The organism is Mesorhizobium vachelliae (genome assembly GCF_033977325.1).
GTDB lineage: Bacteria > Pseudomonadota > Alphaproteobacteria > Rhizobiales > Rhizobiaceae > Mesorhizobium > Mesorhizobium vachelliae.
This window is the reverse complement of sequence record NZ_JAVIIR010000012.1, coordinates 100,826-126,227: the sequence shown is the minus strand read 5'-3', so window position 1 is coordinate 126,227 and position 25,402 is coordinate 100,826. Positions and strand designations below refer to the sequence as shown.

Sequence of the window (25,402 nt, the reverse complement as noted above, 5' to 3'; positions counted from 1 at the left end):
GGCGTGAACGACCTGGGCGTCATCGACCGTTTTATGGAGACCTTCATCCGCTATATCGACAGCGGGTTCGGTCTGCTGACTGGCGACGTCGCCTTCCTCACCACGATTCTGATCGGCATCGACATCACGCTTGCCGGCCTGGCCTGGGCATTCGGCGGCGAACCCAACATTCTCGGCCGGCTCATCCGCAAGGTACTCTATGTCGGCGTCTTCGCCTTCATCCTGAACAATTTCAAGAACCTCGCCGACATCATCTACCGGTCCTTTGCCGGCCTCGGCATCAACGCGTCCTCCGGCAATCTGTCCGCTGACAATCTCCTGCATCCCGGCCGCATCGCCGCGACCGGCTTCGAGGGTGCCTGGCCGCTTCTCGATCAGGCGAGCCAGCTTCTTGGCTTCCCCGAAATTTTTGGCAACGCGCTGACCATCTTTGTGCTGCTCGTGGCCTGGTTCCTGGTCATCATCGCCTTCTTCATTCTTTCGATCCAACTCTTCATCACCATCCTGGAGTTCAAGCTCACCACGCTAGCCGGTTTCGTTCTGGTGCCCTTCGCGCTGTGGAACCGGTCGGCATTTCTGGCCGAGCGCGTGCTCGGCAATGTGATCTCGTCCGGCATCAAGGTGATGGTGCTCGCCGTGATCGTCGGTATCGGCTCCACGCTCTTCGGCGAGTTCGCTTCGGCGCTCCAGGGCAAGGAGCCCGACCTGGCGGCGGCCATGTCACAGGTGCTCGGCGCGCTGGCGCTGCTTGGCCTCGGCATTTTTGGTCCTGGGATCGCCTCGGGTCTTGTCTCCGGCGCGCCACAACTTGGCGCGGGCGCCGCACTCGGGACCACGGCGGCCGCTGCCGGATCAGCGCTCGTTGCCGGGGGAGCTGCCTTTGCCGGTGCGCGAATGGCAACCGGCGGCGGTCTCGCCGCCATTCGAGCTGGCACGACCATGGGTTCGGCAGCTTCCTCGGCATGGCAGCTGGGACGTGCAACCTCACCTGACACCGGCCTGCCCGGTGTGGCTGCTGGAATGCAGGGCGTGGCGGGTGCCGCAAGCGGCGCTGCGATGCGAGCAGCACGATCTGCCGCAGAAGGGTTCGCGCGCAGCGCCGATGCCGGGCGCGAAGCCGCGTGGACCGCGACCGGTGGTGCGCCGACCGCGTCCATGACCGAGACCCCAGCCGGTGCAGGCCCCGATGCCGCGCCCAATTGGGCAAGGCGTTTGCGTTCCGAACAGACCTCCCGTGCGCATCGCCACGCCGCCATACAGGCCGTCCGTGATGGAGACAGGCCAGGAGGCAGCGCCAATCCCTCTCTCAGCGACAAGGACGACTAGATGCTATTCAAACGACCCGTTCAACGTTACGGCAAGACGCCCGAGCCGGTCACGCCGTATCAGGAGGCCTCCCAGCTGTGGGATGAGCGCATCGGCTCTTCGCGAGTGCAGGCCCGCAATTGGCGGCTGATGGCTCTTGGCTGCCTGGCGTTGGCAACCGGGCTCTCCGGTGGTCTTGTTTGGCAGTCGATGCAGAGCCGCGTCGTGCCTTATGTCGTGGAGGTCGATCGCTTCGGTGAGGCGCGCGCCGTAGCCCCGGCAACCCAAGACTACGAACCCTCGGATGCCCAGATCGCCTGGCATCTCGGCCGTTTCGTTCAAAATGTCCGTTCTGTCTCAACCGATCCGGTGTTGGTGCGGCAGAACTGGCTGGCCGCCTACGACTTTGCCACCGACCGCGCGGCACTCTTCCTCAATGAGTACGCAAAGGCCAACGACCCTTTCGGCCAGATCGGTACGCGCAGTGTGTCGGTGCAGGTGACCAGCGTAGTGAGGGCTTCCGACAGCTCGTTCCAGATCAAATGGACCGAGCAGGTTTTTGAGCGCGGCAGCCTGGCCAGCACGACGCGATGGACCGCGATCCTGACCATCGTGATCCGCCCGCCAAGCAATACCGATCAGCTGCGCAACAATCCGCTCGGCGTCTTCGTCAACGCCATCGACTGGTCGCGAGAGCTCGACAGCGCAGCACCTGCATCCGTTTCCCCGAAGGAGCCCGATAATGACAAATAGAGCCCGATCGTTCCGTGCTGTGTTGATCCTGTCCGGGTCAGCAGCCGTCCTCTCCGCCTGTGCGTCGAAGCCGGTGCCGCCACCTGAGATTTCCTATGATGCTGCCGACTTCAAACCGGCGGCCATCGAGAAGCCGCCGGAGAAGCCGGTCAAGATCGTCGAGGTGCCCAAACCCTTGCCGCTGCCTGGCCAGTTGCAGCCCGACCCGGGCAAGGTCGTCGAGGACAAGCGCAACCCTGAAGAACGCGTCGCCGATGCCAACAAGGCGGCAACGCAGCAACCCACCAAGTACGGCTATGTCAATGCAGTGCAGGTCTATCCCTTCGCCGATGGCGCGCTTTATCAGCTTTATGCCGCGCCGGAACGCGTCACCGATATCGCCCTGCAGCCAGGCGAGAAACTGACAGCCGTGTCCGCCGGTGACACGGTGCGCTGGGTGATCGGAGACACCGTCAGCGGCGCCGGTGACAACCAGCGCACCCATGTGCTGGTCAAACCCTTCGCACCGGGGCTTGCCACCAATCTGGTGATCACCACGGAACGGCGGACCTACCACCTACAACTTCAAAGCACCGAGAAGACTGCGATGGCGGCCATCTCCTGGACGTATAGCGAGGACCAGATCATCGCGCTGCGCCAGCGCAACGCTCAAGCTGAAGCTGTCACGCCAATGGCGTCGAACGTCGCACTCGAGAATATTCGCTTCCGCTATTCGATCACCGGCGACACACCGCCCTGGAGGCCGACGCGTGCCTTCGACGACGGCAGCAAGGTCTACATCGAATTCCCACGTCGCATCGACCAGGGCGAGGCGCCGCCGCTCTTCATCGTAGGAGCTGACGGCAGCAACCAGCTCGTCAACTACCGTATGCGCGGCAACTACTACATCGTCGATCGCCTCTTTGCCGCAGCAGAACTGCGGCTCGGCTCCAAGCAGCAGCAGGTGGTGCGCATCACCCGGACCGACGGCCGGAAGCCGCCGCGGCGGATCTCGCTGTTTTCGCGCTTCAGCAGGTGAGGGGCGCGCTCATGACTGACACGTCCCAGTACACCGCTCCGCCGAAGCTCGATCCCGAGCAGCTGCAGCTGCGCGCCTCGCCGCGACGCGCCGTCCGATTCAGGCGCGGCGTGATCATCGCGATCGCCGCCGTCGGGTCCGGTGCCATATTCGGTGTCACGATGATGGCGCTTCAAGGACCGGAGTTGCGCATTCCAGATCTGGTGGAAGACCGGTACAATGCCGAGCGCAAGCCAACCGCCGAGGGGCTCGATAGCCTGCCCAAGGACTATTCCGCGATCAAGCCAAAGGCGCCCGTGCTTGGACCGCCGCTACCAGGCGACCTCGGCCGCCCCATTCTTGAGCGACAGCGCCAGCTCGGCATCGCGCCGGGGCAGGAGGTTTCCGCAGAGGAGCAGCGGCTCGCCCAGCAGGCGATTTCGGCGCGCGAGTCGCAGGTCATGTTCCGGATTGACAATCAACCGAAGCAGACAAATGCCGCGGGCAGCGGGCAAGGTGCGCAGCAGCCGTTTGAGGCGCCTCCGCAAGCCGGTGCCTTCCGCGCGTCGGCTTCCATTGCACCAGCCGAGGGCGACCAGAACAACCAACAGCGCAAGCTTGATTTTGTCAGCCAGAGGGGGACGAACGGGATCTACAATCCACATGCGCTACAGACTCCAGCTTCGCCCTATCAACTGATGGCCGGCAGCGTGATCGCGGCAAGCCTCATCACCGGCATCAACTCCGATTTGCCCGGTCTGGTCGTTGCGCAGGTCACCGAGAATGTGCACGACACCGTCACCGGCAACACCTTGCTCATCCCACAGGGCTCGCGGCTCATCGGCACCTATGACAGCGTCGTCGCTTTTGGACAGAAGCGCGCGCTGCTCGTCTGGCAGCGCATAATCCTGCCCGACGGTTCCTCGATCGAAATCGACAACCTGCCGGCCACAGACACTGCCGGCTATGCGGGGCTTGAAGACAAGGTGGATTTCCACACCTGGCAGTTGATCAAGGGAGTAGCGGTAGCCTCATTGCTGGGCGTCGGCACCGAGCTGAGCTTCGGGAACAACGAAAGTGACCTCGTCAAGGCGATCCGCGAATCCACGCAGCAGAACGTCAGTCAAGCTGGCCAGCGCATCACCGAAAAGAATCTAAACATCCAGCCCACTATCGCCGTCCGGCCCGGCTGGCCTTTGCGGGTGATCGTTCACAAAGATCTTGTGCTGCGGCCGTACCAGGGCTGAACAGGAGTGGTCATGGCGCACCTGAAACTGGGAAAGCTTCCTGACCGGACGCCTTCGAAAATCACCATCACAGTTGGCGCCGACTTGAACCAAGCGCTCATGGATTATGCGGCGCTTTACCGTCAGACCTATGGCGAATCTGAAACGGTGGCTGAGCTCATCCCGTTCATGCTATCGGAGTTCCTCGAAAGCGACCGAGCTTTTGCCAAGGCCCGAAAGGAAGGCCTGCCGGGCGTCGGCGCATCGGAAAAGCCGCGACGGCAATCAGTTGCAAGATTGAACGACACATAGCGCGGGGTACTCGGGCTCGTCCGTCTAAAGATACCGCTGACGATTGCAGCGCTAGGAACTCTGCTGAAGATGACCACGCCAATAGCGAGCCGCTCTAATGGCCTCTCGCGGAGTGATTCACCGGAGACGCGTGTTTGAGTTCCGAGAAAACCGCAAACCAAAAGCGATAGTCGCGGTCGCGCCCATCAAAATGGGCCGTCAATGCGCAGTGAGCTACGGCAGTCGTCGCGTCCGGCCCATAGACATCGAGAGCTGCTTTGGCCGCCTCATCCGGGTCCGCAAAATCCCAAAGCGACAGACTGCCACGATTTGCTCGATCGGCGCTGTCACGATCACGCTGATTCCCTCGCACGCCAAGACCTCCGGTTGTCCACCACTCAGGCTTTCGCCTTGCGTTTCGCAGCAGGTTTTTTGGCAGGAGCAGACTTTCTTCCCAAACCTAACGATTTCGCCAGCGCTGATCGGGTGGCCGAATAGTTCGGGGCGACCATGGGGTAGTCCTTCGCCAATCCCCACTTCGCGCGGTATTCGTCGGGCGTCATCCCGTGTCGGGTTGCCAGATGGCGCTTAAGCGACTTGTATTTCTGACCGTCTTCAAGACTGATGATGTAGTCCGGGAACACCGATCTTTTAGGATTGACTGCTGGCTTTTGCGCGGGTGCTTCTTCTGGAGCTGCTTCCCCAATATTAGACAATGCCGAATTAACGCTGGCGATCAAATCCGGCAGTCCAGATACGGGGACTGGATTCTTTTGGACGTAAGCGGAAACGATATCTGCGGTAAGTTCGATCAGATTATTGCCGGCTTCTTCGGACATGTCAGGCTCCAGAGTCACAATCTATACGCTCATAGCCCTCAATCCAGCAACGTGCAACGTACCGTCGAGCTAGATCTGTGCCTGATCACTTAGAGCTAGGCAGCAGCGGATAAAAGCCGCGTCGCAATAGCGTCGGCTCTCGTTGGTAGGAAACGATAGAGTCAAAGGCGTGCATGCCGCGACGGCGGCTACATTGTTGCAGGCTTTTCAACAGCGTAGCAATCTGACGGTATTATTGACGGTATTCTGGGTGTTGGTTGATTAAAGTTGATCAATAAAATCAAGGAGGTGCTGTTCAGATTGATGATCGAGTGGGAATGACGGATACAAGCGGCGGCAATAGCGTAGGTTTGGCGGCTATTTACTGCCGTACAGTTGCCTTTCCCGCCATGTCAATTCCGCTGTTTGCAGATCGCGCCACCGGTGCTATCAGGCACCGGTGGCGGCCACGCGTCCGTGCGCGGGATCATGCAGCCCTTTCGGCTTCCGCCAGCCATGCGACAGCGTCGGCGCCGGCGGCAAGGCGCAGCGGACTCGACGCGTCGGTCGCCGCTCGCCACACCGCTTCGGCCACGTCGCTCGCGTGCGTGCCCTCGGTTTCCTGCTGCCATCCCGCAAAGACGCTCTGCGTCAGTTCGGCATAGGCTTCGGGAATGCCGACCGCGGCGATGCGCGATCGCGCGCTGTCGCTGAAGCGAGTCTCCGGTGCCCGTCCCGGGATCACAAGATGAACGCGCACCCCGAACGAAGTCAGTTCAGACGACAGCGATTCAGTAAAGGCGTTCACCGCAGCCTTGCTCGCCCGGTACACCGACAACAGCGGCAGCGGCTTCAGAGTCGTGCTCGACGACACGTTGATGATCACGCCCGATCGGCGTTCGCGCAGCTGCGGCAGCACCGCCTGCGTCATCGCGATCGTGCCGAACGTGTTGGTTTCGAAAAGCCCGCGCACCATATCCATCGGCGTGCCTTCGAGCGCGTTGAGCCAGCCGATCCCGGCATTGTTGACCAGCACGTCGATCGGCCCGGCCTCTTCTGCCGCACGGCGAATGCTCTTCGGGTCGGAGACGTCGAGCATAACGATGCGCAGCCGTTCCGAAACGGGGAGTAGGTCATCGCGTGGCGTTCGCATCGTGGCGATCACGTTCCAGCCGCGATCGAGGAAAATACGAGCCGTCTCCAGCCCGAAGCCAGACGAGCAGCCGGTGATCATAACGGTCTTCATGGGTGCCTCCTATCGTGGTTGCAAGGCAAAGACTAGGCCCGGGGCATCGGACTTGCTATAATCGCGCGTCCACAATTCATTTGCAGGAGTCCGGAAAATGGCCGATCCTCTGGCAGAGGTCGTCAGCCTGCTCCAGCCCAGCGCCAGCTTCTCGAAGCTGGTGAGCGGCGCGGGGCGCTGGCGAGTCAGCCGCACGGAGTCCGGGCGAACCTTCTATTGCGTGATCCTCGAAGGTGCGAGCCGCCTGACGGTCGATGGCCATGGCGCGCTCGAGCTCGCCGCGGGCGATTTTGTCCTCACGCCCTCGGCGCAGAACTTCACGATGACGAGCCTCGACCCGCCGCCGACCAATATTGAGTCATTGCCGCTCGAGTTACGCCCCGGCGTCTATCGCATCGGCGATCGCGACGGCGCGCCCGACCTGCGGATGCTCGTCGGCTATGGCGTGTTCGGCTCTAGTGACGCGGCACTGCTGGTGTCGCTCCTGCCCCAACTCATCCATGTATGTGGCGCGGCACGGCTTACGATGCTGGTCCGGCTAGTCGACGAGGAATCGCGCGATTTCCGCCCCGCGCGCGACGTTATCCTCAGCCGGTTGCTCGAAGTGCTGCTGATCGAGGCGCTGCGCTCGACTGCCGGGCCCGCATCGCCGCCCGGTCTGCTCCGCGGGCTTGGTGACGATCGCCTCGCCATCGCGCTCCGCCATATACATGCGCAACCGACCCGGCAATGGACCGTGGTCCAGCTCGCGAAGGAGACCGCGCTCTCGCGATCGGCCTTCTTCGATCGGTTCCGCCGCGCGGTCGGCGTCGCCCCGATGGAATATCTGCTCTACTGGCGCATGGCGCTCGCGAAGGATCTGCTGCGTCGCAAGACCGTTGGCGTCGCCGAGGTCGCCGAGCGTGTCGGCTATGGCTCGGCGAGCACGTTCAGCACCGCCTTCTCGCGCCACGTCGGCCTGCCGCCGAGCGCCTATGCGCAGCAATGAGGATGAGACTCTGCTTGATCGATCGAGTGGGTGAGGGGTTGGGATTTTGGGTCATTCGCGGAGTATCGCTAACCCACTCTAAGCAATTCCAAGGATGGCTCTGGCCTGCTGGGCCGACGCCAGCGGCCGCCCTGCGTTGTCGGCGACGCGTGCGATCGCAGCGACACGCTCGGCGTTGTCGCGCGCCATAGCCCCATCGGCATTCCATAGCGAGTTCTCGAACCCCACACGAACATGGCCGCCCCGCGCGATGGCTGCCGCCAAGGCGGCGGTTTCGCCGCGACCGAAAGCGCAGACCGACCAGGTAGTGCCGACGACGAGTCCGTGGCGTTCAAGGCCGGCAAGGAAGGAATCGAGATCCTCAGGTCGACTTTCCTGATCGCGTGCATAGCGGCCGAGCACGAAAAGCAACCGCGGCTGCCGCATGTCCCCAAAGTCTCCCCGTCGAAACAACTGCACGAATTTGTCGAGATCGACATCGTCATAGAGGATGTGCTGCACGCCGATGCCTTGCTCGGCTGTCCAGGCGAAGAAGGCGGACGCCGCCGCCTCCCCCGCGCGCAGGATTTCGCGCAGTGCGACCGAAACCGCGACGGGGCGGAGCGCGCGGACCAGTTGCATCTGCTCCAGGGGCGAATAGCGGCCGACCGCTTCCGTCGTGACCTGGACAAGCATTCTGCCGTTCGTGCGCTCACGGATCGCGGCGAGCGCTTCAGTGTAGAGATCGGCGTCGAGCGCATGCGCTCCAGCTTCGTCGCGCACATGAACATGCATTGCGGCCGCACCCTCGGCCAAACATGCCGCTGCTGTCTCCGCCAGTTCCGGAGCCGTCATCGGCAGGGCGGGGTGGTCGTTTTTGGTGCGCCGGGCGCCATTCGGCGCAACCATGATGAGCAAGGGATCGACGGTCATGTTCACCTCTTTGTTTCCCGGGCGGGTTCAATCTATGGTCTTCTGGCAAGAGGGGTCTGGAATCATGATGACTGACACAGCCGGAAAACTGTCGCCATTTGCCACCGCGAGCGAGCTTGCCGGGTCGCTGCGCTCCGGCGCAACGACATCGACCGATATTGTCCGGCGCGCACTGGACCGGACGGCGATGCATGAGGGGCAGTTGCATGCCTTCGTGGAGATTTTCTCCGAGGAAGCGCTTGCTGCTGCAGCTACTTCTGATGAGCGCAGAAGCCGGGGAGCCGTGCTCGGCCCGCTCGACGGCGTCCCTTTCGCCGTCAAGGACCTGTTCCACATGACGGGTCACGCGACCTCGGCTGGGTCGAAGGCTCTTTCCGGGCAGCCCGCCACCATAACGGCCAATGCCGTAAGGCGGCTGACGCAGGTTGGCATGATCGCGTTCGGCAAGGCGCATACCGTGGAATTCGCATTCGGAGGCTGGGGCACCAACGCCATCCTGGGCACGCCTCTCAACCCGCGCGACCGCGATGTTGCAAGGGCTCCCGGGGGTTCGTCGAGCGGTTCGGGCGTCGCAGTGGCCGCGGGCCTTGTACCGGTCGCGCTCGGCACCGACACCGGCGGATCGGTACGCAACCCGGCGGCCATGTGCGGCGTCGTCGGCCTGAAGACATCCGTCGGCCTGGTCGGCCGAGGCGGTTTGCTGCCTCTGGCCACTTCGTTCGACAGCGTCGGCCCCCTGGTCCGGTCCGTCGAAGACGCGGCACTGCTGCTTTCCCTTCTGCAAGGGCCGGATCCGAACGATTCGGCGACTTTCGGCGTCTCCGCGCCGGATCCGCTGCAAACCCTTGAAATTGGGGTCAAGGGCCTGCGCCTGCGCGTCCCCTCCGAGCGCGACCTCGGCTCGGTTCAAGATGGCGTGTTGACGATTTTCCGGGCGACTGTCCAGCAATTGGCCGGGCTTGGCGCAGAGATCGAGGAGAAGGCAATGCCGCGGTCTCCCGAGGAATATATGGCCACGACCGGCGACCTCATGGCGGCCGAGGCCTGGCATCACTTGCGCGAATATGTGGAGCCCGAGACGAGTGTCGTCCATCCGGTCGTCAGGGCGCGGATTCTGCGCGGCAGGGACATCGACGGCGCGCGCTATGAGGCGCTTCTCGGGCTGAGGCGAGACCTGCAGGCCGAATTTCTCCGCTATCTGGAGGGCGCGCAAGCATTGCTGACGCCAACCGCGCCGATCCTGGCGCCGCCGCTGGCGGAAATCGATGAGGCCAGGACCCCGCTGGGCACTTTCACGCGTCTTGTGAACCTGATGGACATGGCGGCGCTGAGCGTGCCGGCGGGGCTTGTCGCAGGCCTGCCCGCCGCGCTGCAGATCGTGGTGCGCCACTTCGACGACGCCGTCGCGCTCAGGATCGGGCGTGCGCTCGAGGTCGCGCGAGGCGGACTGTTCGAACCGCCTCAAGGTTACGGGCGGCCCTAGAGCGGGCTGCACATATGAGCGAATGTCATTCACCGCTGGCGTAAAGCCAGCGCGCGACCAGCGCGTCCGTGTCGCTGCCGAAATCCTCGCGCGCGCCTTCCGAAAAGACCGCTCCGTTCTTGACCACGTAGACATAGTCGGTGATGGCGAGCGCGGCGCGGATGTCCTGGTCGACCAGCAGCACCGCCTTGCCGAGGTCGCGCGCTAGGTCGCGGACGATCTCGTAGATGAGTTCGCTGGTCTGCGGGTCGACGCCGGCGGTCGGCTCGTCGATGAGATAGATCGACGGGTCGGTCATCAGGCTGCGGGCAATCTCGACCTGCCTCTGCTGGCCGCCGGATAGCTGGCCGGCCGGCTGCGCGCGTTTCTCGCGGATGATGGGGAAGCGCGCATAGGCGCGCTCTAGCTTTTCGCCGAGCACGGCCTTCTTCGGCCGCGCGTGCCACAGACCGAGCTTGAGATTGGTCTCGACCGTCAGATGCGGGAACAGGCTCGGGCGCTGCGGCAGGTAGGCGAGCCCGGCGGCGAGCATGCGGAAGGGCGGCTGGCCCGTGATGTCCTTGTCACCAAGCAAGACACGGCCGCTGCTCGGCTTGAGAAAGCCGAACAGCGCCTTGAGCAGGGTCGATTTGCCCGTGCCGTTCGGGCCGACGACGCAGGATATGCGCCCAGCCCAGGCCTTGGCGGACAGGTCGCGTAGAATGTCGATGTCGCGCGTATAGCCGGCGACGAGGTTCTCGCATGAAAGCAGCGGTGCTGACCGGGACCAGTCGTGGGATCGAGACGTGGAAGCGACGTCGGCCATCTTAATGTACCCGCGTTCCGGTGTAGGCGCGCACCACCTCCGGATCCCGCAGCACGTCGGCGGCGGGCCCGTCGGCGATCTTGCGGCCACGCGCCATCACCACGACGCGCGTGACCACGGATTGGACCGCTTCCAGATTGTGATCGACCAGCACGATGGTGTAGCCGTCCCGGTTGAGGCTGCGGATGTGTTCGGCGATCTGGTCGAGAAGGCGCGGGTGCACGCCTGCAAAAGGCTCGTCAAGCAGCAGGAGCCGCGGCTTCAGCATCAGCGCCCGTCCAAGCTCCAAAAGCTTTTGCTGGCCGCCCGAGAGCGAACGTGCGTAGTCGTCGGCGAGATGGTCGAGGCGCAGGAAGGCCAACACCTCGCGGGCCCGCGCTTCCGAAGTGGCATGGCGCGCCGCCGCCTCGGAGAGCGCTGGCACCATAAGGTTTTCCAGCACCGTCATGCGCCGGAACAGGCGAGGCACCTGGAAGGTGCGAGCCACGCCGCGCCGGGCATAGAGGTGCGCTGCCGAGCGCGCCATGTCCGTGCCCTCCACGACGATGGCGCCGGCAGTCGGCTTCAGCGCTCCCGTCACCATGTTGATAGTCGTCGTTTTGCCTGAACCGTTCGGGCCGATCAGTCCGACGATCTCGCCGCGCGAAAGGGTGAAGGAAAGCTCCTCGACGGCGCGGATCCCGCCGAAATGCTTGGCAAGCCCCTCGACCGAGAAGAAAGGCGCGTTGTCAGCCGGCATGGCGCTCCTCCTTTATCGGGGCCGTCTTTGCGGTGCTGCGACCAGTTCGTCGCGGCCGGCTCCACTGTTCGAGGATGGAGAACAGGCCGTTCTGGGCGAAGCGCTGCACCAGGATCAAAGCCAGCCCCATCAGCACGAAACGCCACTCTCCGTAGGAACGAAGCGATTCCGACAGCAGGTAGACGACGACGGCACCGATGACCGCGCCGGGCAGGCTCTCGATGCCGCCGATGACCGCCATGGCGACGACCAGACCCATTTCCGGCAGGATGGCCATGTTCGGCGTCAGGATCCCGATGAAATGGCCGTAGTAGATGCCGGCAATGGCCGCGATGACGCTGGTGACGACGAAGACGAGGATCTTGTAGCGGGTTGTGTCGACGCCGCTGGCCCGCGCCGCGCCCTCGTCTTCGCGGATCGCGCGCAGGAAAAGGCCGACACGGGTGGCGAGCAGCCAGTTCATGCCGGCCACGGCAAGCACGACAAGGCCGAGGCCAAGATAGTAGTAGGGAAGGTCGGAGCGGCCCGGGAACAGGCCCGGTACCGGCAAGCCGAGCATGCCGCGCGTGAAATCCTCCTCGGCGATCAGCATCATGCGGAAAATCTCGGAGATGGCGAGCGTGAAAAGCGCCAGGTAAGGTCCGGACAATCTGAGCACCAGCGCGCCGATCAGCGCGCCGGTCGCCATGGCAAGCACGATACCGACGACGATGGCTATCGGCAGCGGCAGGCCGAAGCGCGTGATGCACAGCGCCGAGGCGTAGCCGCCCAGCGCCGCGAAGGCGACATGGGCGAATGAGAATTGGCCGGCAAAGCCGGCGAGCAGCGCCCAGCTTGCCGCGAGCAGCGCGTAGTACCATGCGATCGCGCCGACATGCGTCCAGTATGGGCCGATGCCGAGGACAGGCAGCAGAACCGCGACCATGAGCAGGATCGCCTGCGTTGCCCGGGAAAAGAGGGAAGAGCGCGTCATCGCCGGCACTCCTATTCCAGGCGCAGATGCGAGCGGCCGAAAAGGCCGGTCGGCCGCACCAGCAGCGTCACCACCAGAAGCAACGCGCCGAAGGCTTGCGTGTAGGCGAGCGCCCGGTTCGGGTCCGGCAGGTAGCCGACGCCGAGCCCTTGCACGAGGCCGAGCAGTATGCCGCCGACGATGCTGCCGCCGACCGAGCCCATGCCGCCGAGCACGATGATGATGAAGGCCTGCACCGCCGGCAGGTCGCCCATCGACGGCGATAGCGCGAAGATCGGTGCGATCAGCGCGCCGGCACCCCCGGCCAGCGCCGAGCCGAGTCCGAAGGCTACAGTGTACATGCGGAGCGGATCGATGCCGATGACGGCGGCCGATTCCCGGCTCTGGCTCACCGCGTCGAGGGCCTGGCCGAGCGATGTGCGCTTGAGGAAGAGTGCAAGTCCGACCAACAGCACCACCGCGGCTATGGCCGCGATCAGCCGGTCATAGGGCAGGATCAACGGGCCGAGGATCAGCGCGCCGGTCATGAAGGAGGGGGGCGACTTGGCGAAGGGGCCAAAGACGACGAGGCCGAGATTGGTCAGCAGGATGGTGAGGCCGAAGGTGACGATGATGGCATATTCGTCCTTGCGCTCGACCTTGTCGGTGTACATGGGCGCGATCACCAGCCGCTCGAAGGCGATGCCGAAGATGAAAAGCGCGACCATGGCGCCGGCAACGCCGACCAGCGGCGGAGCATGCAACGCGGTGATGATGTAGTAGGAGGCGTAACCGCCCAGCATATAGAGCGAGCCATGACCGAAATTGACCACCTTCAGCACGGAGAAGACCAGCGTCAGCCCGGCAGCGGTCAGGGCGTAGATGAGGCCGATGACGAGGCCGTTGACGGCCAGGAGGAGGAAATAGCTCATGGGTACATCGCCTGTTTCGCGGAGGACGCATCAAAGGGCCGGCGGCCGTCGGGCCGCCGGCTTGGCTCCGCTTAAGGCAGGATCTTGTCGGTGGTCGCCCATTTTTTCGGATAGACGACCGCCGCGTCCCCCGGCGCCTGGTTCATCGCGGTATACTGGATGATGGTGAAGGGCACGTCGACGAACTGATGATAGGCCCAGTCGGGCGTCTTGGTCGTCGGGAAGTTGTAAGTGGCGTTGGTGCCTTCGAACTTGATCGCTTCCAGCGCCTTGACGATCGCGCCGCGGTCGGCCGAGCCGGCCTTCTTGATCGCCTCCACGACGACGTTGAATGTATCGTAGGCTTCCATCGCCACGCCGGTTGGCGCGCGATTGAAGCGCTCGGTGAAAGCCTTGACGAACGTCTTGGTCTTGTCGTTCCACTGGGACGTCGGCTGCGCGACATTCACGATCAGAAGGTTCTTCGCGCATTCGCCTGCGACTTCCCAGACTTCCTTCTGAAGAAGGCCCGAGGAGCCGATCAGCTTGGTCGCCGCCGTCGGCGCAAATCCCAGCTGGCAGGCCTGCTTGACGAGCTGGTACTGCGCCTGCCCGGCGACAACCATCTGTATGGCGTCCGGCTTCGGGTCCTGGCTCATCAGCCTCAGAAGCGCGGGCGTGAAATCTTGCTGGGCGAGGTCGATCGTTACCAGCGTGTGGGGAACTTTCTTGATCTCCAGCTCGTCGGCGATGACCTTGGCGCCGCCCTGGCCGAAATCGGTGTTCTCGGCAATGATGGCTACGTTCTTGAAGCCCTGCTCGACGGTCCAGTCGGCCGCCTTGACGTAGACGAGAGAATTGGCGGGCGCCAGGCGGTACACTTCCGGATATTGCTTGGCGGTGATGCCGTCCGCCCACACGTCGGTGCCGACCCAGGCGACGCCGTATTTATGCGCCTCCTCGATCTCGGCCAATGCGACGGAGGAATGGAATTCGCCGAAGATGGCGGCGACATTGTCCTTGGTGATGAGCCTGATGGCAGCCGCGCTGCCGTCGGCCGGCTGGCCCTTTGTATCCTCGTAGGTGACGTTGATCTGCCGTCCGAGCACGCCTCCGGCCTTGTTGACCTCATCCACGCCGAGTTGCACGGCCCATTGCATCTCCTGACCGCCCGAATAGTTGCCGGGCGGCGACAGCGGCCCGACCCAGCCGAGCGCGATCGGGTCCTCGGCCTGCGCCGGTGCGGCCGCGAACGGCAGCGCCGCCAGAGTGAGCGCGGCGGCGCTCAGCCAGCATTCGAGTTTGCGTTTCATGCGAGTGTTCCTCCCTGCTTCTGATTGGCTTGAGTGAAACACTACACTCATTTTTTGGAAATTGAAATATTCATTGCAGCCCGAAGCCCGCGGGCGTAAATTGCTCTTCATGCTGGAACCCGCCTTCCGTTCGCGGCTGTTGGAAGCCTTCGACGCGATGCCGCGCCAACTGCGTGCGGCCGCGCAGTGGGTGCTCGACAATCCGCGCGATGTGGCGCTTCTTTCCATGCGCGAGCAGGCCAAGCTGGCCGGGGTCAATCCGGCGTCGATGACGCGGCTGGCACAGCGCATGGGCTTCAGCGGTTACGATGGGTTGCGCGATCTCCATGCGGAGACCCTGAGGCGTGGCGAGACGGAGTTCTCCGGGAAGGCAGAGGCCTTGGTCGCACGCCGACGCCAGAGTGGCGATGGCGCGCTGGCCTTCGATCTGGCCGAGACGCTGGAGCGTCATATGGCGGCGCTTTGCCGGCCGGAGGCGCTCGATGCGGTGAAAGGGGCTGCTGCGGCGCTTGCCGCGGCCGGTTCTATCTACGTGCTCGGCTATCGCTCGAGCTACCCGGTCGCCTGCCATTTCGCCTATGTCTATGGCTTGGCGGGAGGCAAGGTCCGGCTGCTCGACGGTCCTGGCGGCACCGGTCCTGACGCCTTGCGCGAAGCGAAAAAGGGGGACGCGTTGCTGGCCGTAAGCGTCAAGCCGTACACGCGCGCGGCGGTCGAGCTTGTGGACTACGCCCTGGCCATGGGGCTCGAGATCGTCGCGATCACCGACAGTGTCGTTTCGCCTCTTGTCGCAAGGGCGCGGGCAGCCGTCATCGTTCCCACGGAAAGCCCGTCCTTCTTTCACACCATGGCGCCGGCCTTCGCAGTGGCCGAGACGCTTGCCGCCATGCTGGCCGCATCCGCCGGAGAACCCGCGCTGGAGGCCGTGCGCGCCATGGAACGCCAGTTCCAGAGCCTTTCCACCCATATCCGAGGTCGTCAGATCCCATGACCCATCTCCTCCATCGATCCATCAAGGCCAGGTTGCCCGTCGCCGTCGGTGGCAAGGGCATCGAAATCTTCGACCAGGAAGGCCGAACCTATATCGATGCATCCGGCGGCGCCGCCGTCTCGTGCCTTGGCCACAGCCATCCCGATGTGCTGGCGGCGCTGCACGATCAACTCGACAGGATCGCTTACGCCCATACGAGCTTCTTCACTTCCGACGTGGCCGAGAGGCTCGCCGATCGGCTGGCTGCCGATGCCCCCGAGGGCCTGGGCCATGTCTATCTCGTCAGTGGCGGCTCTGAGGCGATCGAGGCGGCGCTCAAGATGGCGCGGCAATATTTCGTCGAGAAGGGCGAGCCGCAGCGGCGCCACATCATCGCCCGCCGGCAGAGCTATCACGGCAACACGCTCGGTGCGCTGGCCGCCGGCGGCAACGAGTGGCGGCGCGCGCAGTTCAAGCCGCTGCTGATCGAAACCCATCACATCGACCCTTGCTATGCCTACCGGTTGCAGGAACCCGGAGAAAGCGACGAGGCTTATGCGGCGCGCGCCGCGCAAGCGCTGGAGGACAAGATCGTCGAGCTCGGCGCCGACCAGGTCATCGCCTTTGTCGCGGAGACGGTTGTCGGCGCCACCGCCGGTGCCGTGCCGCCGGTCGCCGACTATCTGAAGCGTGTCCGCACCATATGCGACCGTTACGGGGTACTCCTGATCCTGGATGAGGTGATGTGCGGAATGGGCCGCACCGGCACGCTGCATGCCTGCGAGCAGGAGGGCGTGGCACCGGACCTCATGACCATCGCCAAGGGGCTCGGCGGCGGATACCAGCCGATCGGCGCGGTGTTGCTCTCGGACAGGATCTTCGACGCCTTCGCCAGCGGCTCCGGTTTCTTCCAGCATGGCCATACCTATATGGGCCATCCGATGGCCGCCGCGGCCGCGCTTGCCGTGCAGGAGGTCATTCGCCGCGACAATCTCCTCCAGAACGTTCGAGCCATGGGCATGCACCTTTCTCGCCGCCTGAACGAGCGGTTCGCCAACCATCACAATGTCGGCGACATACGCGGTCGCGGCCTGTTCCAGGCCATCGAGCTCGTTACCGACCGCAGTACGAAGGCACCATTCGACCCTGCGCTGAAACTGCATGCGCGGATAAAGCAGGAGGCGATGGCCAACGGCCTGATGGTTTATCCCATGGGTGGGACAATCGACGGCAGGCTCGGCGACCATGTGCTCGTCGCGCCGCCGTTCATCGCGGCACCCCGCGATATCGACGCGATCGTCGAACGATTGGGCGACGCCGTGGATGCAGCAATCGAAGACGCGCAATCAGGTCTATAGCCGTATCGGCCTCACGTGAGGCCATGCCGGACGAGATGGCGAACGACCGGCGAGAACATCTGCTGGCCGATATAGGATCCCATGTTCGTGTTCTCGAAGAGTGCTTCGGCAAGCGCCCTGTCCTCGACCACCGGAATACCGGCCTGGCGCGCTTGAGCCGCTATCTCGTTGGCAACGCGCCCCTGACCCTTGCCGACGACCGTCGGCACCGGCGTTTCGCCCCTGATGTAACGCAACGCCACGGCCCGGTCACCGGATGCGAAGACGATGACCGCATTTTTCACGCCCAGCTTCGCCGGCCGTATCACCGCCTCGCGCCGCTGCCGTTGTTGTTCGTGGCGGATCAAGGGATCGCCCTCGAGATCCTTGTGTTCGCGCTTGTACTCGGTTGTCGTCATGCGCATGTCGCGAAGAAACAGCCAGCGTTGAATAGGGACATCGATCACGCCGATGACGATGAAAGCCAGGCCGGCGGCGATTCCCAGAGGCGTCAGGACTGCTTTGATCACCGGCCCCAGGCATTGCGGACCGCAACCGGGCGCATCGAAAAGCGGCTGCAGCCATGTGATCAGGACGACGACGAAAAGGCATGCCAGCAGCACCAGCTTCATCAGGCCCTTGGCAAATTCGATGACGTTGCGGAGCGACAGGATCTTCTGCAGGCCCTTGGCTGGATTTATGTGGTCGAACTGCGGTTTCAGCGGCTCGAACGAGAAGACCGGCCCGAACGTCCCCAGCATGCCGAAGACCGCAGTGAGAACGACAACGATGCCGACCAGCGGCAGCGTGGCAAGCATCAGCAGCGAGAACGAATGCCGGATAGCGCGCAGGCTAACATCACCGAACGAACCGCCAGGCACGGTTACGGTCTGCACGAGTTCCGAAAGGTGCCTGAAGAGCATCGGCCAGGAAAAATAAAGATACGCGAGCGCTGCGAAGAAAGTGAAGCCCGAGATAAGGTCGCGGCTCTGGGGAACCTGGCCCTTGCGACGCGCGTCGCGCAGCTTCTTGTCGGATGCCGGTAGTTTCTTTTCCTCAGCTTCTTCGGCCATGTTGCAATCTTACCGCACTGTTGCGGTTCCAGTCTTCCCATGGGCTGTGTAAGGTGGCGCTGGGCTTGAATACGGAGAGGTGGATATGCGGTTGCATGTCGTATTCTTGCCTATGGCCATCGCGCTGGCGCTGTCCGCTTGCCAGACGGGCAAAACCGGCTCGATCAACGCGAAGGCCCAAGGCCCGTCCTCGCAGTCGGATAGACTGATCAAGCTTGCCGACGATATCGATGCGCGCGGGGAAAGTGATACCGCGATTGCGCTCTACCAGCGTGCGGCAACGATGCCGGACGCCAAGGCGGGTGCGTTCGTCAAGGCGGGCGATGCCTATATGCGGGCCGGGTATCCGGCCGATGCGGCCAAGGCCTATCAGGCCGCGCTCGCAAAAGCTCCCAATGACGGGGGGGCGATGCTCGGCCTTGGCTCGGCCATGATAGAGGCGGGCGATATCGACGCCGGCATGCGCGCGCTCGCGCAGGCAGCACCCCTGGTCAACACCAGCGCCGCCTATAACCGTTTGGGCGTGGCGCAGACATTTGCCGGCCAGACCGCCGAAGCGCAGGCGACCTTCGCTCAGGCATTGAAACTTGCGCCCGGCGATCTCGACGTCGAGACCAACATGGCGTTGGCGGCGGCCCTTGAAGACAATTCCGCGGCGGCGCTGCCGCTGGTGCAAAAGATTGCCGCCGCACCCGATGCGCAATTGCACCAGAAGCGCAATGTCGTGATGGTCTATGGACTTCTTGGTCAGCCAGATCAGGTCAAGGCCTCGCCGCCTATCGGTCTGACGACCAAGGAGGTGGCCACCTTGCTGGCGCGCGCCAGAACCATCCGGTTGAAGGGCAGCACGCAGGCCAAAGCCAAAGCGCTCGGCTCCATCCTGGGCTAAAGCAATTGCACGAAAAGCGCGAAGCGGTTTTCCGCCCGGAACTGCGTTGGAACAAAGAGATAGAGCAGTTCGCCGTTTCCTTGAAACTGCGGCCTGTTCCAGCGCGTCGCAACGCAAAACCTGGGCCGATCTCGCGCCAAGCGTGACGCGTGGAGCGGTGCTGCGGGCGCGAAGTTGGCCTTGGCTCACTCGACTGGCTGTGTCGTTTGCGGCGTCGCCGGCGCAGTGTTGGCTCCGCCAACCGGAGCCTCCTCGCCGTCGAGGTAACGACGCGCCGCGCGCGCCGTCGGCGCCGCTGGCGCCGCTCCCATGCGCCGGCCTTCGACCAGGTCGCGTTGGCTTTCGGCCATGCGCTGAAGATTATAGGCGTTGGCGCAGCCGGACGGCAGGTGGGAGCCGACGCCGGAGACGACCGTCAAATCGGTCCTGGCGGCTGGATTGTCGTCATCGGCCGGTTCGGCCAGGCATGCATTGGGAGCAAGGACCGAGCCGCTGACGCCTTTCTCGGAGCCGCCCGTGTCGGTCGAAACATAGCTGTAGCCGGGTGAATAATCCTGCCGATGTTGTGGGCCGTTCATGCAGCCGGCCAGAAACAGCGCGGGGACAATGGAGCAGAAAGCGATGCGCAACGTCATGGTCGTTTCCCGCTATTTGATGATCAGGCCGGTCGCCGACGCGTCGTTGGCGTGCTTGCGACTGAGACGCTTGGCAGCCGGACGGTCGAGGGGCGTGGCGAGGCTGTCACGCACCGGCGCCACCAGATAGGGCGTGATCAAGATCACCAGCTCGGTCTCCTCATGCTGGAACCGCTGCGATTGAAAAAGGGGCCCGAGCACGGGCACGTCGCCGAGAACCGGAAATTTTTCCAGGTTGCGTGAGGTCCGCTGCTGGAAAAGGCCGGCGATCGCAAAGGTCTGACCGCTTGCCACCTCCACCGTAGTGTCCGCTCTTCGCACCACGAAGCTCGGCATGGCAAAGCCGTTGGCGCTTACGGAGCCGGAATCCGACAAAGAGCTGACCTCCGGCTGGACGTGCAGCGCAATGCGATTGCGGCCGATGAGCGTTGGGGTGAAACCGAGGGACACGCCGAAAGGCTTGTATTGAATGGTTGTGACCTCGGATCCCTGCGCGATAGGCACGGGAATCTCTCCCCCAGCCAGAAAGTTCGCCGTCTGTCCGGTCACAGCGGTCAGGTTCGGCTCGGCCAGAATCTTGACGACGCCATTGCGTTGCAGGGCCTCGATGAGGACGTCGAAATTGAGGCCGTGCGCCTGGTTGAGGCTCAGACCAAAATTGCCATCACCGCCCGAAGGCACGCCATTGTCCTGGAACATGTTGAATTCGAAGCCGCCGCTCTTGTACCCGACGGACCAGTCGACGCCGTAGGACTGCAACTCCGTGCGCGAGACTTCGGCGAAGCGAACCCGGATGTTGACCTGCTGCGAGCCCTGCACGGTCATGTTGTTCAGCGGCGGTGTTTCCGGCGGCGAGAACGTTCTTGCGACATTGTCCAGATCCTTCGCCTCGTCGACGCCCCGCGCCTCGCCCGTCATGACGATGCGGGTTCCGAAAATGTGGAGATTTGTCGCCGAATTCGGCTGCATTGTATGCTTGGCTTCGGCGGCGGGCGTGATATCGGGCGTGACGCGGAACTGAGCCGTCGCCTCGATCTGCTCATCGGCCGTGACCGCAATGAGATTGGTCAGGCCCGGCTTGAGGCCGAAGACATAGACCATGCTTGGCGACACGACCTGCAGGTCCGCGATCGTGGTGTCCGCGACCAGGACGGATTCGACCGGCTCATTGAACCGTAGCAGGCGCCCTTGCCCGACCGGCAGATCGAGGCTCGGCTTGCTCGGCAGGGGCGACACGTTCTGCGCCGCCGCGCCGGCGATCGTGAACAACAACGCCAGCAAAACACCAACCGTCGCGATAGCGAACCAGCGCATATCCGTCCGCCTGGCAGCGGATCGAACGCCTGCCGCGGTATCGTGGATTGTCATCCCGTTCCTCTCCTGATTCCCCATATGCCCCCGTTCGTCCGGCCGCCGTCACGAGGCTGCCTCCTGCGCGGCTTTCGCCTGAGCCGACGGCAGCGCCTGCGCGCGCGCGCCAGCCCTTGCGCTGCGGCCGGTTATCGTGGCCAGCGGCTGGACGTTGAATTCCTGCGCCAGTTCCTGGAAGGACAGAACCGGAAGCTCGATGGCATTGTGCGCAAGCAGGCTGCGCAAGTGACGGCGCACGTCCATCGCGGCGAGCACGACCGGCGAGACATCGATGGAACTGTGCGACAGCGCTCGCTCGATTTCGCCGACCAAAGCCTGCGCGTCGTCGTCGGAAAGGTTCAGGAATGTGCCGGTCGACGTGCTTTGCACCGCGTTGCGCAGAATGTCCTCCGCGGACCGCTGCAACACGTAAGCCGCGATGATGTTGTTGCGGCCGGCGGAGCGGAAGCTGATCTGGCGCTTAAGGGATGTGCGGACATATTCCGTCAGCAGGACGACGTCCTGTTCGCGCTGACCCCACTCGATCAGTGCTTCGAGGATCAGGCGCAGATTGCGGATCGGCACATTCTCGCCGACAAGCCGACGAAGCACTTCCGCGATCTTCTGCAGCGGCACGATCTCCTGCGCCTGCCGGACAAGATCCGCATAGTCCGGCTCCATGTCCGACAACAGCCTGCGTGTCTCCTGAATTCCGACGAAATGGCCGGCATAGAGCCGAAGCGCATTCCTGGTCCACTTGGCCGCCGTTTCCGCGGGCGTGGAGAAAATGAAACCAGCGTCTGTCAGCGCCGGGATATGGTGGTCATCGACCCATGCGAATTTCCGCTGGCCGGCAATCGCGGCGGCTTTTTCGTAAGTCACCTCGAGCAGATCGAGATGCGTCAGGTCCGCTTCGACAAGAACACGGCCAGCGGGGATTTCGGCGTCCAGGATGGGCGCGCCTTCCAGATCGATGCGGATGCTTCGTGGCGAAAGCGTCTCGTCGACCTGCATGCCGATGGCCGGAATGTCGACGCCGAGATCACCGAAGAGTTCGCGGCGCACGCTGTCGGCGAGCGCGGAAAATTCGGGCTCCGCAATCGCGTCCGCAAGTTCGGAGCCGAGGCCTACGACGACGCGGTAGGAGGCTGGCAGCGCCGCGGCGGTGGTTGCCGCAAGCGAAGCGGAGCTTGCGTCCTGCGCCGCGATCTGGCCGATGTCTTTGGGCCCGGAAATCTCGACGTTGCGGTGATTGATGGCATAGGCCCCCGCGCCGAAGCAGGCCCCAAGCACTAGAAACACGATGGAAGGGAAGCCGGGCACCATGGCAAGGCCAACCATGATCACCGCCGCCAGGGCAAGCGCGCGTGAGTCCCGGAGAAGCTGGCTGGTTATCTGCCGGCCGAGATCGCCCGTTCCGTCCGCGCTGCCGACGCGCGTCACCATGGTGCCGGCGGCGACCGCGACAAGCAGTGCCGGTATCTGCGCCACCAGCCCGTCGCCCACGGTGAGCAGCGAGTAGGTCGCTGCCGCATCTCCAAGCGACATGTCGTGCTGCAGCGTGCCAACGGCGAAGCCGCCGACAAGGTTGACCAGGATGATGACAATCCCGGCGATGACGTCGCCCTTGACGAACTTCATGGCGCCGTCCATCGCGCCGAAGAGCTGGCTCTCGCGCTCCAACTGCTGGCGCAGGCGGCGGGCTTCCGCTTGGTCGATATCGCCGTTGCGCAACTCGGCGTCGATGCTCATCTGCTTGCCCGGCAGCGCGTCGAGCGTGAAGCGCGCGGCCACTTCGGCAACGCGTTCCGCGCCCCGCGCGACCACGATGAATTGCGCGACGGTGATGATCAGGAAGATGACGAGGCCGACCGCGATGCTGCCTCCCACGACGAAGGTGCCGAACGCGGTGATGATCTGGCCGGCGTCGGCCTGCAACAGGATCAGCCTTGTGGTCGTGATCGTGATCGCCAGCCGGAACAAGGTGGCGATGAGGATCACCGAAGGAAGCGACGAAAACTGCAACGGATGAGAAACGTAAAACGACGCCAGCAAGATGAGCACGCTGATGGCGATGTTCGCGGTGATGAGAAAGTCGACGAGAAACGTCGGCAATGGGATGAGCATCATCACCACCGCAGTTAGCATCAGGATGGCGATGACCAGGTCGCTGCGGCGTGACAGCCTGGCAAGGAATTGCAGAAATCGCTCCGACGCGGTCATCAGGCAGCCCGATGCGACAGGAAGCTGAGCAACGCGCTGTGCGCCTCGGTTTTGCGCCCAGCCACGAGCAGGGCGCGACTCTTCAGCAATGCAAGCACCGGGTGGTCCATTCCTTCCAAGGTTTCCAGCTTGGCAATCGTCGCAAGCGCCTTTTCGGCCTCGCCATCCAATATGAGCAGATGCGCCAGCGTCCTGAGGACGCCGGCATTTCCCGGCGACAGCTGCGCGGCAATAAGCAGGTACGCCGCGCCCCGCTTGGCCTGCCCGTGGCAGCCGTAGAGATAGCCCAGGACATGCAGCAGATGGACGGTGTCATGCGGGTCGGTCAGATTTCGATTCCTTCCTGCATGCGGCCCAGCAGGTCGCGATGACGTTCGATTTCATCCTCGATCAGCGTTCTGGCGAGCGTCTTGAGTTGCTCGCCGCCCTCAAGATCTGGGACCAGGTTCGCTATGAAATGCTCTAGAATAGGCACCGAGCGCCGCAGGATGGCCGGCTCCCAAATGGTGGGCATGACGAAGTTGCTGAGTATTTCATCCAGCGATTCGCCGGCCGCATATCGAGAAGCCTGGAATTCCGCCGTTTCAGGCTCCCCTGCGGCGGCAGCCGATTTCGTCCCCTGAGCACCCTTTGGGGTTTTGTCGACGCCATTCATCCGTCGCCGGCTGATCGTTTGACCGCGCAGGCCCTCGGCCTGATGCACGTCGCGGCCGGCAGTCTCCATCCTCGCCGAATCGAGTCGCGGCCCTTCAAGCCGGCGGTTCACGGATATTTCAGCGCGACCGTGGCGCCGCCCTTGGTCAGCAGAAGTTCCGTCTCGCCGATATGCTTGATGGTCCAGCCGTCATCGGTGAATGCGCCTTCGTGATAGCGTGCGCCGTCGGCCGCGATGACGTAGGGCCGGTCGCCATACCAGATCGCCTGCAGCATCAGGCGCGGCGCCTGCTGTGCGTTGCCGGTCATGACGTTGGATACGAGGGGAACATGAGCGCCGAAAGTCTGGTCGAACCAGGATTGCGTCTCCGTCCAGACGCCGCTCTTGTCATCCGGAATCACGCCCGAAACCACGAGGCGCCCGGGCGATCGCTGGACGGTCACGGTGCTTATGCCGGACTGATCGAGACGCTGTTTGAGCTGGCTCTCCGCATCGACGACGGTTTGAATTTGCGCCGGCGATGAGTCGTCCAGCACTTCCTGCCCGCGCTCGCCGGCGAAAGCCATTCTGACCGGTTGATCGTCTCGAGAGGACGCCTGTGGGCCAATATCGGACTTGGCGAGCGAGAACCCGTTGGCAGCGACGGAAACGGCGAAAACGGCAAAGAGAACGCTGCCCGTGACCAGCATGGAGCGGTTGCCGATCGTCCACCGGCTCGATGGGTGTTCAGGATTGGCAAGCCGGATGCGGGCGTCGCCGATACCGATGACGAACGGCAACCTGCAGCGGCTGCCCTGTCCTTGGCGGATGATTTCGCCTGTAGCGAGCGCGACATCTCCGCCGACGGCTTCGATTTCAAACTGGTTGCCCTTGCGCCGCAGCCTGGCGTGGATCGGAGCGATGCCAGCATCCCTGAGGACGATATCCGATTCTGTGCTGGAGCCGATCGTATAGAGGGTTTCAACCAGGCGGAGTTCGGCGCCGGCATGGAAACCCTGCGTGACGTTGAGCGTGATGGACTGTGCGGATGACGGCGGCGGGGCGATGATCGATCGCAGCCGGCGCGCCGGCGCAGCGTCCAAATATTTGCCGATAGGGCTAGCGGTCATGCCACTTCATCTCCCGCCGATGATGATTTCAAACGCAGCCGGACCATGGACTTCCACCATGCAACTGCGCCGCCGGTCACTGTCGGCGGCGCATAAGTTCGAGCATCCTTCGCGTCAGGCCTTCTCAGCCGACTCGCCGAGCGTCTTGGCGGTGCTCATCAGCATGTCATGCTGGGATTTCGCGATATCTTTCGTGATCTCCAGGTTAAACATGCGTTCCTGTTGCTTGATCATCTTGTCCAGGTTTTGTTCCGGTGACCCTGCAGAACCGGACGTAATGGGAGGGGTGGCAGCCATCATTGTCTCCTTGAGGGGCTGTTCAAGTTGCAAGCCCGGGCTCTGCATGCGGTCCAGGACCTTGCCACAGCAATCTAGGGCAGGACGATCGAGAATGAAAGTCCAGTTGGAATATTTGAACGAGT

The 25,402-nt window shown here is 63.5% G+C and carries 27 protein-coding genes; 10 read left to right on the top strand and 17 right to left on the bottom strand.

The genetic code is table 11. The features are described from left to right. Nucleotides 1-3: 3 nt before the first annotated feature. Genes trbL through RFM41_RS23720 form a run of 5 tightly spaced genes read left to right on the top strand, consistent with a single transcriptional unit; the run spans nt 4 to nt 4,593 of the window. Nucleotides 4-1,326, top strand: a complete 1,323-nt coding sequence (gene trbL, locus RFM41_RS23740) for a P-type conjugative transfer protein TrbL (RefSeq protein ID WP_320212889.1) — start codon at nt 4-6, stop codon at nt 1,324-1,326. Next, a complete protein-coding gene (trbF, locus tag RFM41_RS23735) occupies nt 1,327-2,058 on the top strand; it encodes a conjugal transfer protein TrbF (RefSeq protein WP_320251601.1) in 732 nt (243 codons plus the stop codon). After that, entirely contained in the window at nt 2,048-3,076 is a 1,029-nt protein-coding gene (trbG, locus tag RFM41_RS23730) for a P-type conjugative transfer protein TrbG (protein WP_320251600.1), read from the top strand. Before trbF ends, trbG begins: the two co-directional genes overlap by 11 nt. Before the next feature lie 11 nt (nt 3,077-3,087). Continuing rightward, nucleotides 3,088-4,302: a TraB/TrbI/VirB10 family type IV secretion system protein gene (locus RFM41_RS23725; RefSeq protein WP_320251599.1), complete on the top strand. Its 1,215-nt coding sequence runs from the start codon at nt 3,088-3,090 to the stop codon at nt 4,300-4,302. Between the two features lie 12 nt (nt 4,303-4,314). Beyond that, complete coding sequence (locus RFM41_RS23720; protein ID WP_320212885.1) at nt 4,315-4,593, top strand: DUF2274 domain-containing protein; 279 nt, start codon at nt 4,315-4,317, stop codon at nt 4,591-4,593. Nucleotides 4,594-4,687: 94 nt separating this feature from the next. On the opposite strand, the gene RFM41_RS34405 is transcribed toward RFM41_RS23720, so the two are convergent. The 3 genes from RFM41_RS34405 to RFM41_RS23710 all read right to left on the bottom strand — a co-directional run bounded on the left by RFM41_RS34405 (nt 4,688) and on the right by RFM41_RS23710 (nt 6,636). Continuing rightward, entirely contained in the window at nt 4,688-4,945 is a 258-nt protein-coding gene (locus tag RFM41_RS34405) for a Y4oE-related protein (protein WP_488251374.1), read from the bottom strand. A 25-nt stretch (nt 4,946-4,970) separates the two neighbouring features. Further along, nucleotides 4,971-5,411 carry a Ros/MucR family transcriptional regulator gene (locus tag RFM41_RS23715; protein WP_320212884.1) on the bottom strand — a complete coding sequence of 147 codons (441 nt, stop codon included), beginning with the start codon at nt 5,409-5,411 and terminating at the stop codon, nt 4,971-4,973. A 466-nt stretch (nt 5,412-5,877) separates the two neighbouring features. After that, nucleotides 5,878-6,636 (bottom strand): SDR family oxidoreductase, encoded by a 759-nt coding sequence (locus RFM41_RS23710; RefSeq protein ID WP_320251598.1) that lies wholly within the window; start codon nt 6,634-6,636, stop codon nt 5,878-5,880. A 97-nt stretch (nt 6,637-6,733) separates the two neighbouring features. On the opposite strand from RFM41_RS23710, the gene RFM41_RS23705 reads away from it, so the two are divergent. Next, nucleotides 6,734-7,624 (top strand): AraC family transcriptional regulator, encoded by an 891-nt coding sequence (locus RFM41_RS23705; RefSeq protein ID WP_320251597.1) that lies wholly within the window; start codon nt 6,734-6,736, stop codon nt 7,622-7,624. Between the two features lie 78 nt (nt 7,625-7,702). On the opposite strand, the gene RFM41_RS23700 is transcribed toward RFM41_RS23705, so the two are convergent. Beyond that, nucleotides 7,703-8,536: a beta-keto acid cleavage family enzyme gene (locus RFM41_RS23700; RefSeq protein WP_320251595.1), complete on the bottom strand. Its 834-nt coding sequence runs from the start codon at nt 8,534-8,536 to the stop codon at nt 7,703-7,705. A 64-nt stretch (nt 8,537-8,600) separates the two neighbouring features. On the opposite strand from RFM41_RS23700, the gene RFM41_RS23695 reads away from it, so the two are divergent. Further along, nucleotides 8,601-10,019 carry an amidase gene (locus tag RFM41_RS23695; protein WP_320251594.1) on the top strand — a complete coding sequence of 473 codons (1,419 nt, stop codon included), beginning with the start codon at nt 8,601-8,603 and terminating at the stop codon, nt 10,017-10,019. Between the two features lie 25 nt (nt 10,020-10,044). Here RFM41_RS23695 and RFM41_RS23690 read toward each other — a convergent pair whose 3' ends face one another. The 5 genes from RFM41_RS23690 to RFM41_RS23670 form a co-directional block, all read right to left on the bottom strand. Next, nucleotides 10,045-10,824 carry a branched-chain amino acid ABC transporter ATP-binding protein gene (locus RFM41_RS23690; RefSeq protein ID WP_320251592.1) on the bottom strand — a complete coding sequence of 260 codons (780 nt, stop codon included), beginning with the start codon at nt 10,822-10,824 and terminating at the stop codon, nt 10,045-10,047. Nucleotide 10,825: 1 nt separating this feature from the next. Next, nucleotides 10,826-11,563, bottom strand: coding sequence for an ABC transporter ATP-binding protein (locus RFM41_RS23685; RefSeq protein WP_320251590.1), 738 nt, complete (start codon nt 11,561-11,563; stop codon nt 10,826-10,828). Next, on the bottom strand, nt 11,553-12,536 hold the full coding sequence (locus RFM41_RS23680; protein ID WP_320251588.1) for a branched-chain amino acid ABC transporter permease: 984 nt from the start codon (nt 12,534-12,536) through the stop codon (nt 11,553-11,555). The genes RFM41_RS23685 and RFM41_RS23680 overlap by 11 nt, the downstream gene beginning before the upstream one ends. An 11-nt stretch (nt 12,537-12,547) precedes the next feature. After that, nucleotides 12,548-13,447 carry a branched-chain amino acid ABC transporter permease gene (locus tag RFM41_RS23675; RefSeq protein WP_320251586.1) on the bottom strand — a complete coding sequence of 300 codons (900 nt, stop codon included), beginning with the start codon at nt 13,445-13,447 and terminating at the stop codon, nt 12,548-12,550. Between the two features lie 71 nt (nt 13,448-13,518). Next, nucleotides 13,519-14,739 (bottom strand): ABC transporter substrate-binding protein, encoded by a 1,221-nt coding sequence (locus RFM41_RS23670; protein WP_320251585.1) that lies wholly within the window; start codon nt 14,737-14,739, stop codon nt 13,519-13,521. 73 nt (nt 14,740-14,812) lie between these two features. On the opposite strand from RFM41_RS23670, the gene RFM41_RS23665 reads away from it, so the two are divergent. Continuing rightward, on the top strand, nt 14,813-15,730 hold the full coding sequence (locus RFM41_RS23665; protein WP_320319303.1) for a MurR/RpiR family transcriptional regulator: 918 nt from the start codon (nt 14,813-14,815) through the stop codon (nt 15,728-15,730). Further along, complete coding sequence (locus RFM41_RS23660; RefSeq protein ID WP_320251581.1) at nt 15,727-17,067, top strand: aspartate aminotransferase family protein; 1,341 nt, start codon at nt 15,727-15,729, stop codon at nt 17,065-17,067. The genes RFM41_RS23665 and RFM41_RS23660 overlap by 4 nt, the downstream gene beginning before the upstream one ends. Before the next feature lie 11 nt (nt 17,068-17,078). On the opposite strand, the gene RFM41_RS23655 is transcribed toward RFM41_RS23660, so the two are convergent. Next, nucleotides 17,079-18,119, bottom strand: a complete 1,041-nt coding sequence (locus RFM41_RS23655) for an EscU/YscU/HrcU family type III secretion system export apparatus switch protein (protein WP_320251580.1) — start codon at nt 18,117-18,119, stop codon at nt 17,079-17,081. Between the two features lie 112 nt (nt 18,120-18,231). Here RFM41_RS23655 and RFM41_RS23650 point away from each other — a divergent pair, with 112 nt between their 5' ends. Next, a complete protein-coding gene (locus tag RFM41_RS23650; protein ID WP_320251578.1) occupies nt 18,232-19,008 on the top strand; it encodes a tetratricopeptide repeat protein in 777 nt (258 codons plus the stop codon). A 185-nt stretch (nt 19,009-19,193) separates the two neighbouring features. On the opposite strand, the gene RFM41_RS23645 is transcribed toward RFM41_RS23650, so the two are convergent. From RFM41_RS23645 to RFM41_RS23615, 7 genes are all read right to left on the bottom strand, one after another. Next, nucleotides 19,194-19,643 (bottom strand): hypothetical protein, encoded by a 450-nt coding sequence (locus tag RFM41_RS23645; RefSeq protein WP_320251576.1) that lies wholly within the window; start codon nt 19,641-19,643, stop codon nt 19,194-19,196. A 12-nt stretch (nt 19,644-19,655) separates the two neighbouring features. Next, entirely contained in the window at nt 19,656-20,957 is a 1,302-nt protein-coding gene (locus RFM41_RS23640) for a type II and III secretion system protein family protein (protein ID WP_320251574.1), read from the bottom strand. A gap of 102 nt (nt 20,958-21,059) precedes the next feature. Further along, complete coding sequence (sctV, locus tag RFM41_RS23635; protein WP_320251573.1) at nt 21,060-23,216, bottom strand: type III secretion system export apparatus subunit SctV; 2,157 nt, start codon at nt 23,214-23,216, stop codon at nt 21,060-21,062. Continuing rightward, on the bottom strand, nt 23,216-23,386 hold the full coding sequence (locus tag RFM41_RS23630) for a hypothetical protein (protein ID WP_320251571.1): 171 nt from the start codon (nt 23,384-23,386) through the stop codon (nt 23,216-23,218). The genes sctV and RFM41_RS23630 overlap by 1 nt, the downstream gene beginning before the upstream one ends. Before the next feature lie 155 nt (nt 23,387-23,541). Further along, nucleotides 23,542-23,982 carry a hypothetical protein gene (locus tag RFM41_RS23625; RefSeq protein ID WP_320319302.1) on the bottom strand — a complete coding sequence of 147 codons (441 nt, stop codon included), beginning with the start codon at nt 23,980-23,982 and terminating at the stop codon, nt 23,542-23,544. Then, nucleotides 23,979-24,953 carry a SctD/MshK family protein gene (locus RFM41_RS23620; protein WP_320251567.1) on the bottom strand — a complete coding sequence of 325 codons (975 nt, stop codon included), beginning with the start codon at nt 24,951-24,953 and terminating at the stop codon, nt 23,979-23,981. Before RFM41_RS23620 ends, RFM41_RS23625 begins: the two co-directional genes overlap by 4 nt. A 141-nt stretch (nt 24,954-25,094) precedes the next feature. Next, nucleotides 25,095-25,277: a hypothetical protein gene (locus RFM41_RS23615; protein WP_142875995.1), complete on the bottom strand. Its 183-nt coding sequence runs from the start codon at nt 25,275-25,277 to the stop codon at nt 25,095-25,097. Between the last annotated feature and the right edge of the window lie 125 nt (nt 25,278-25,402).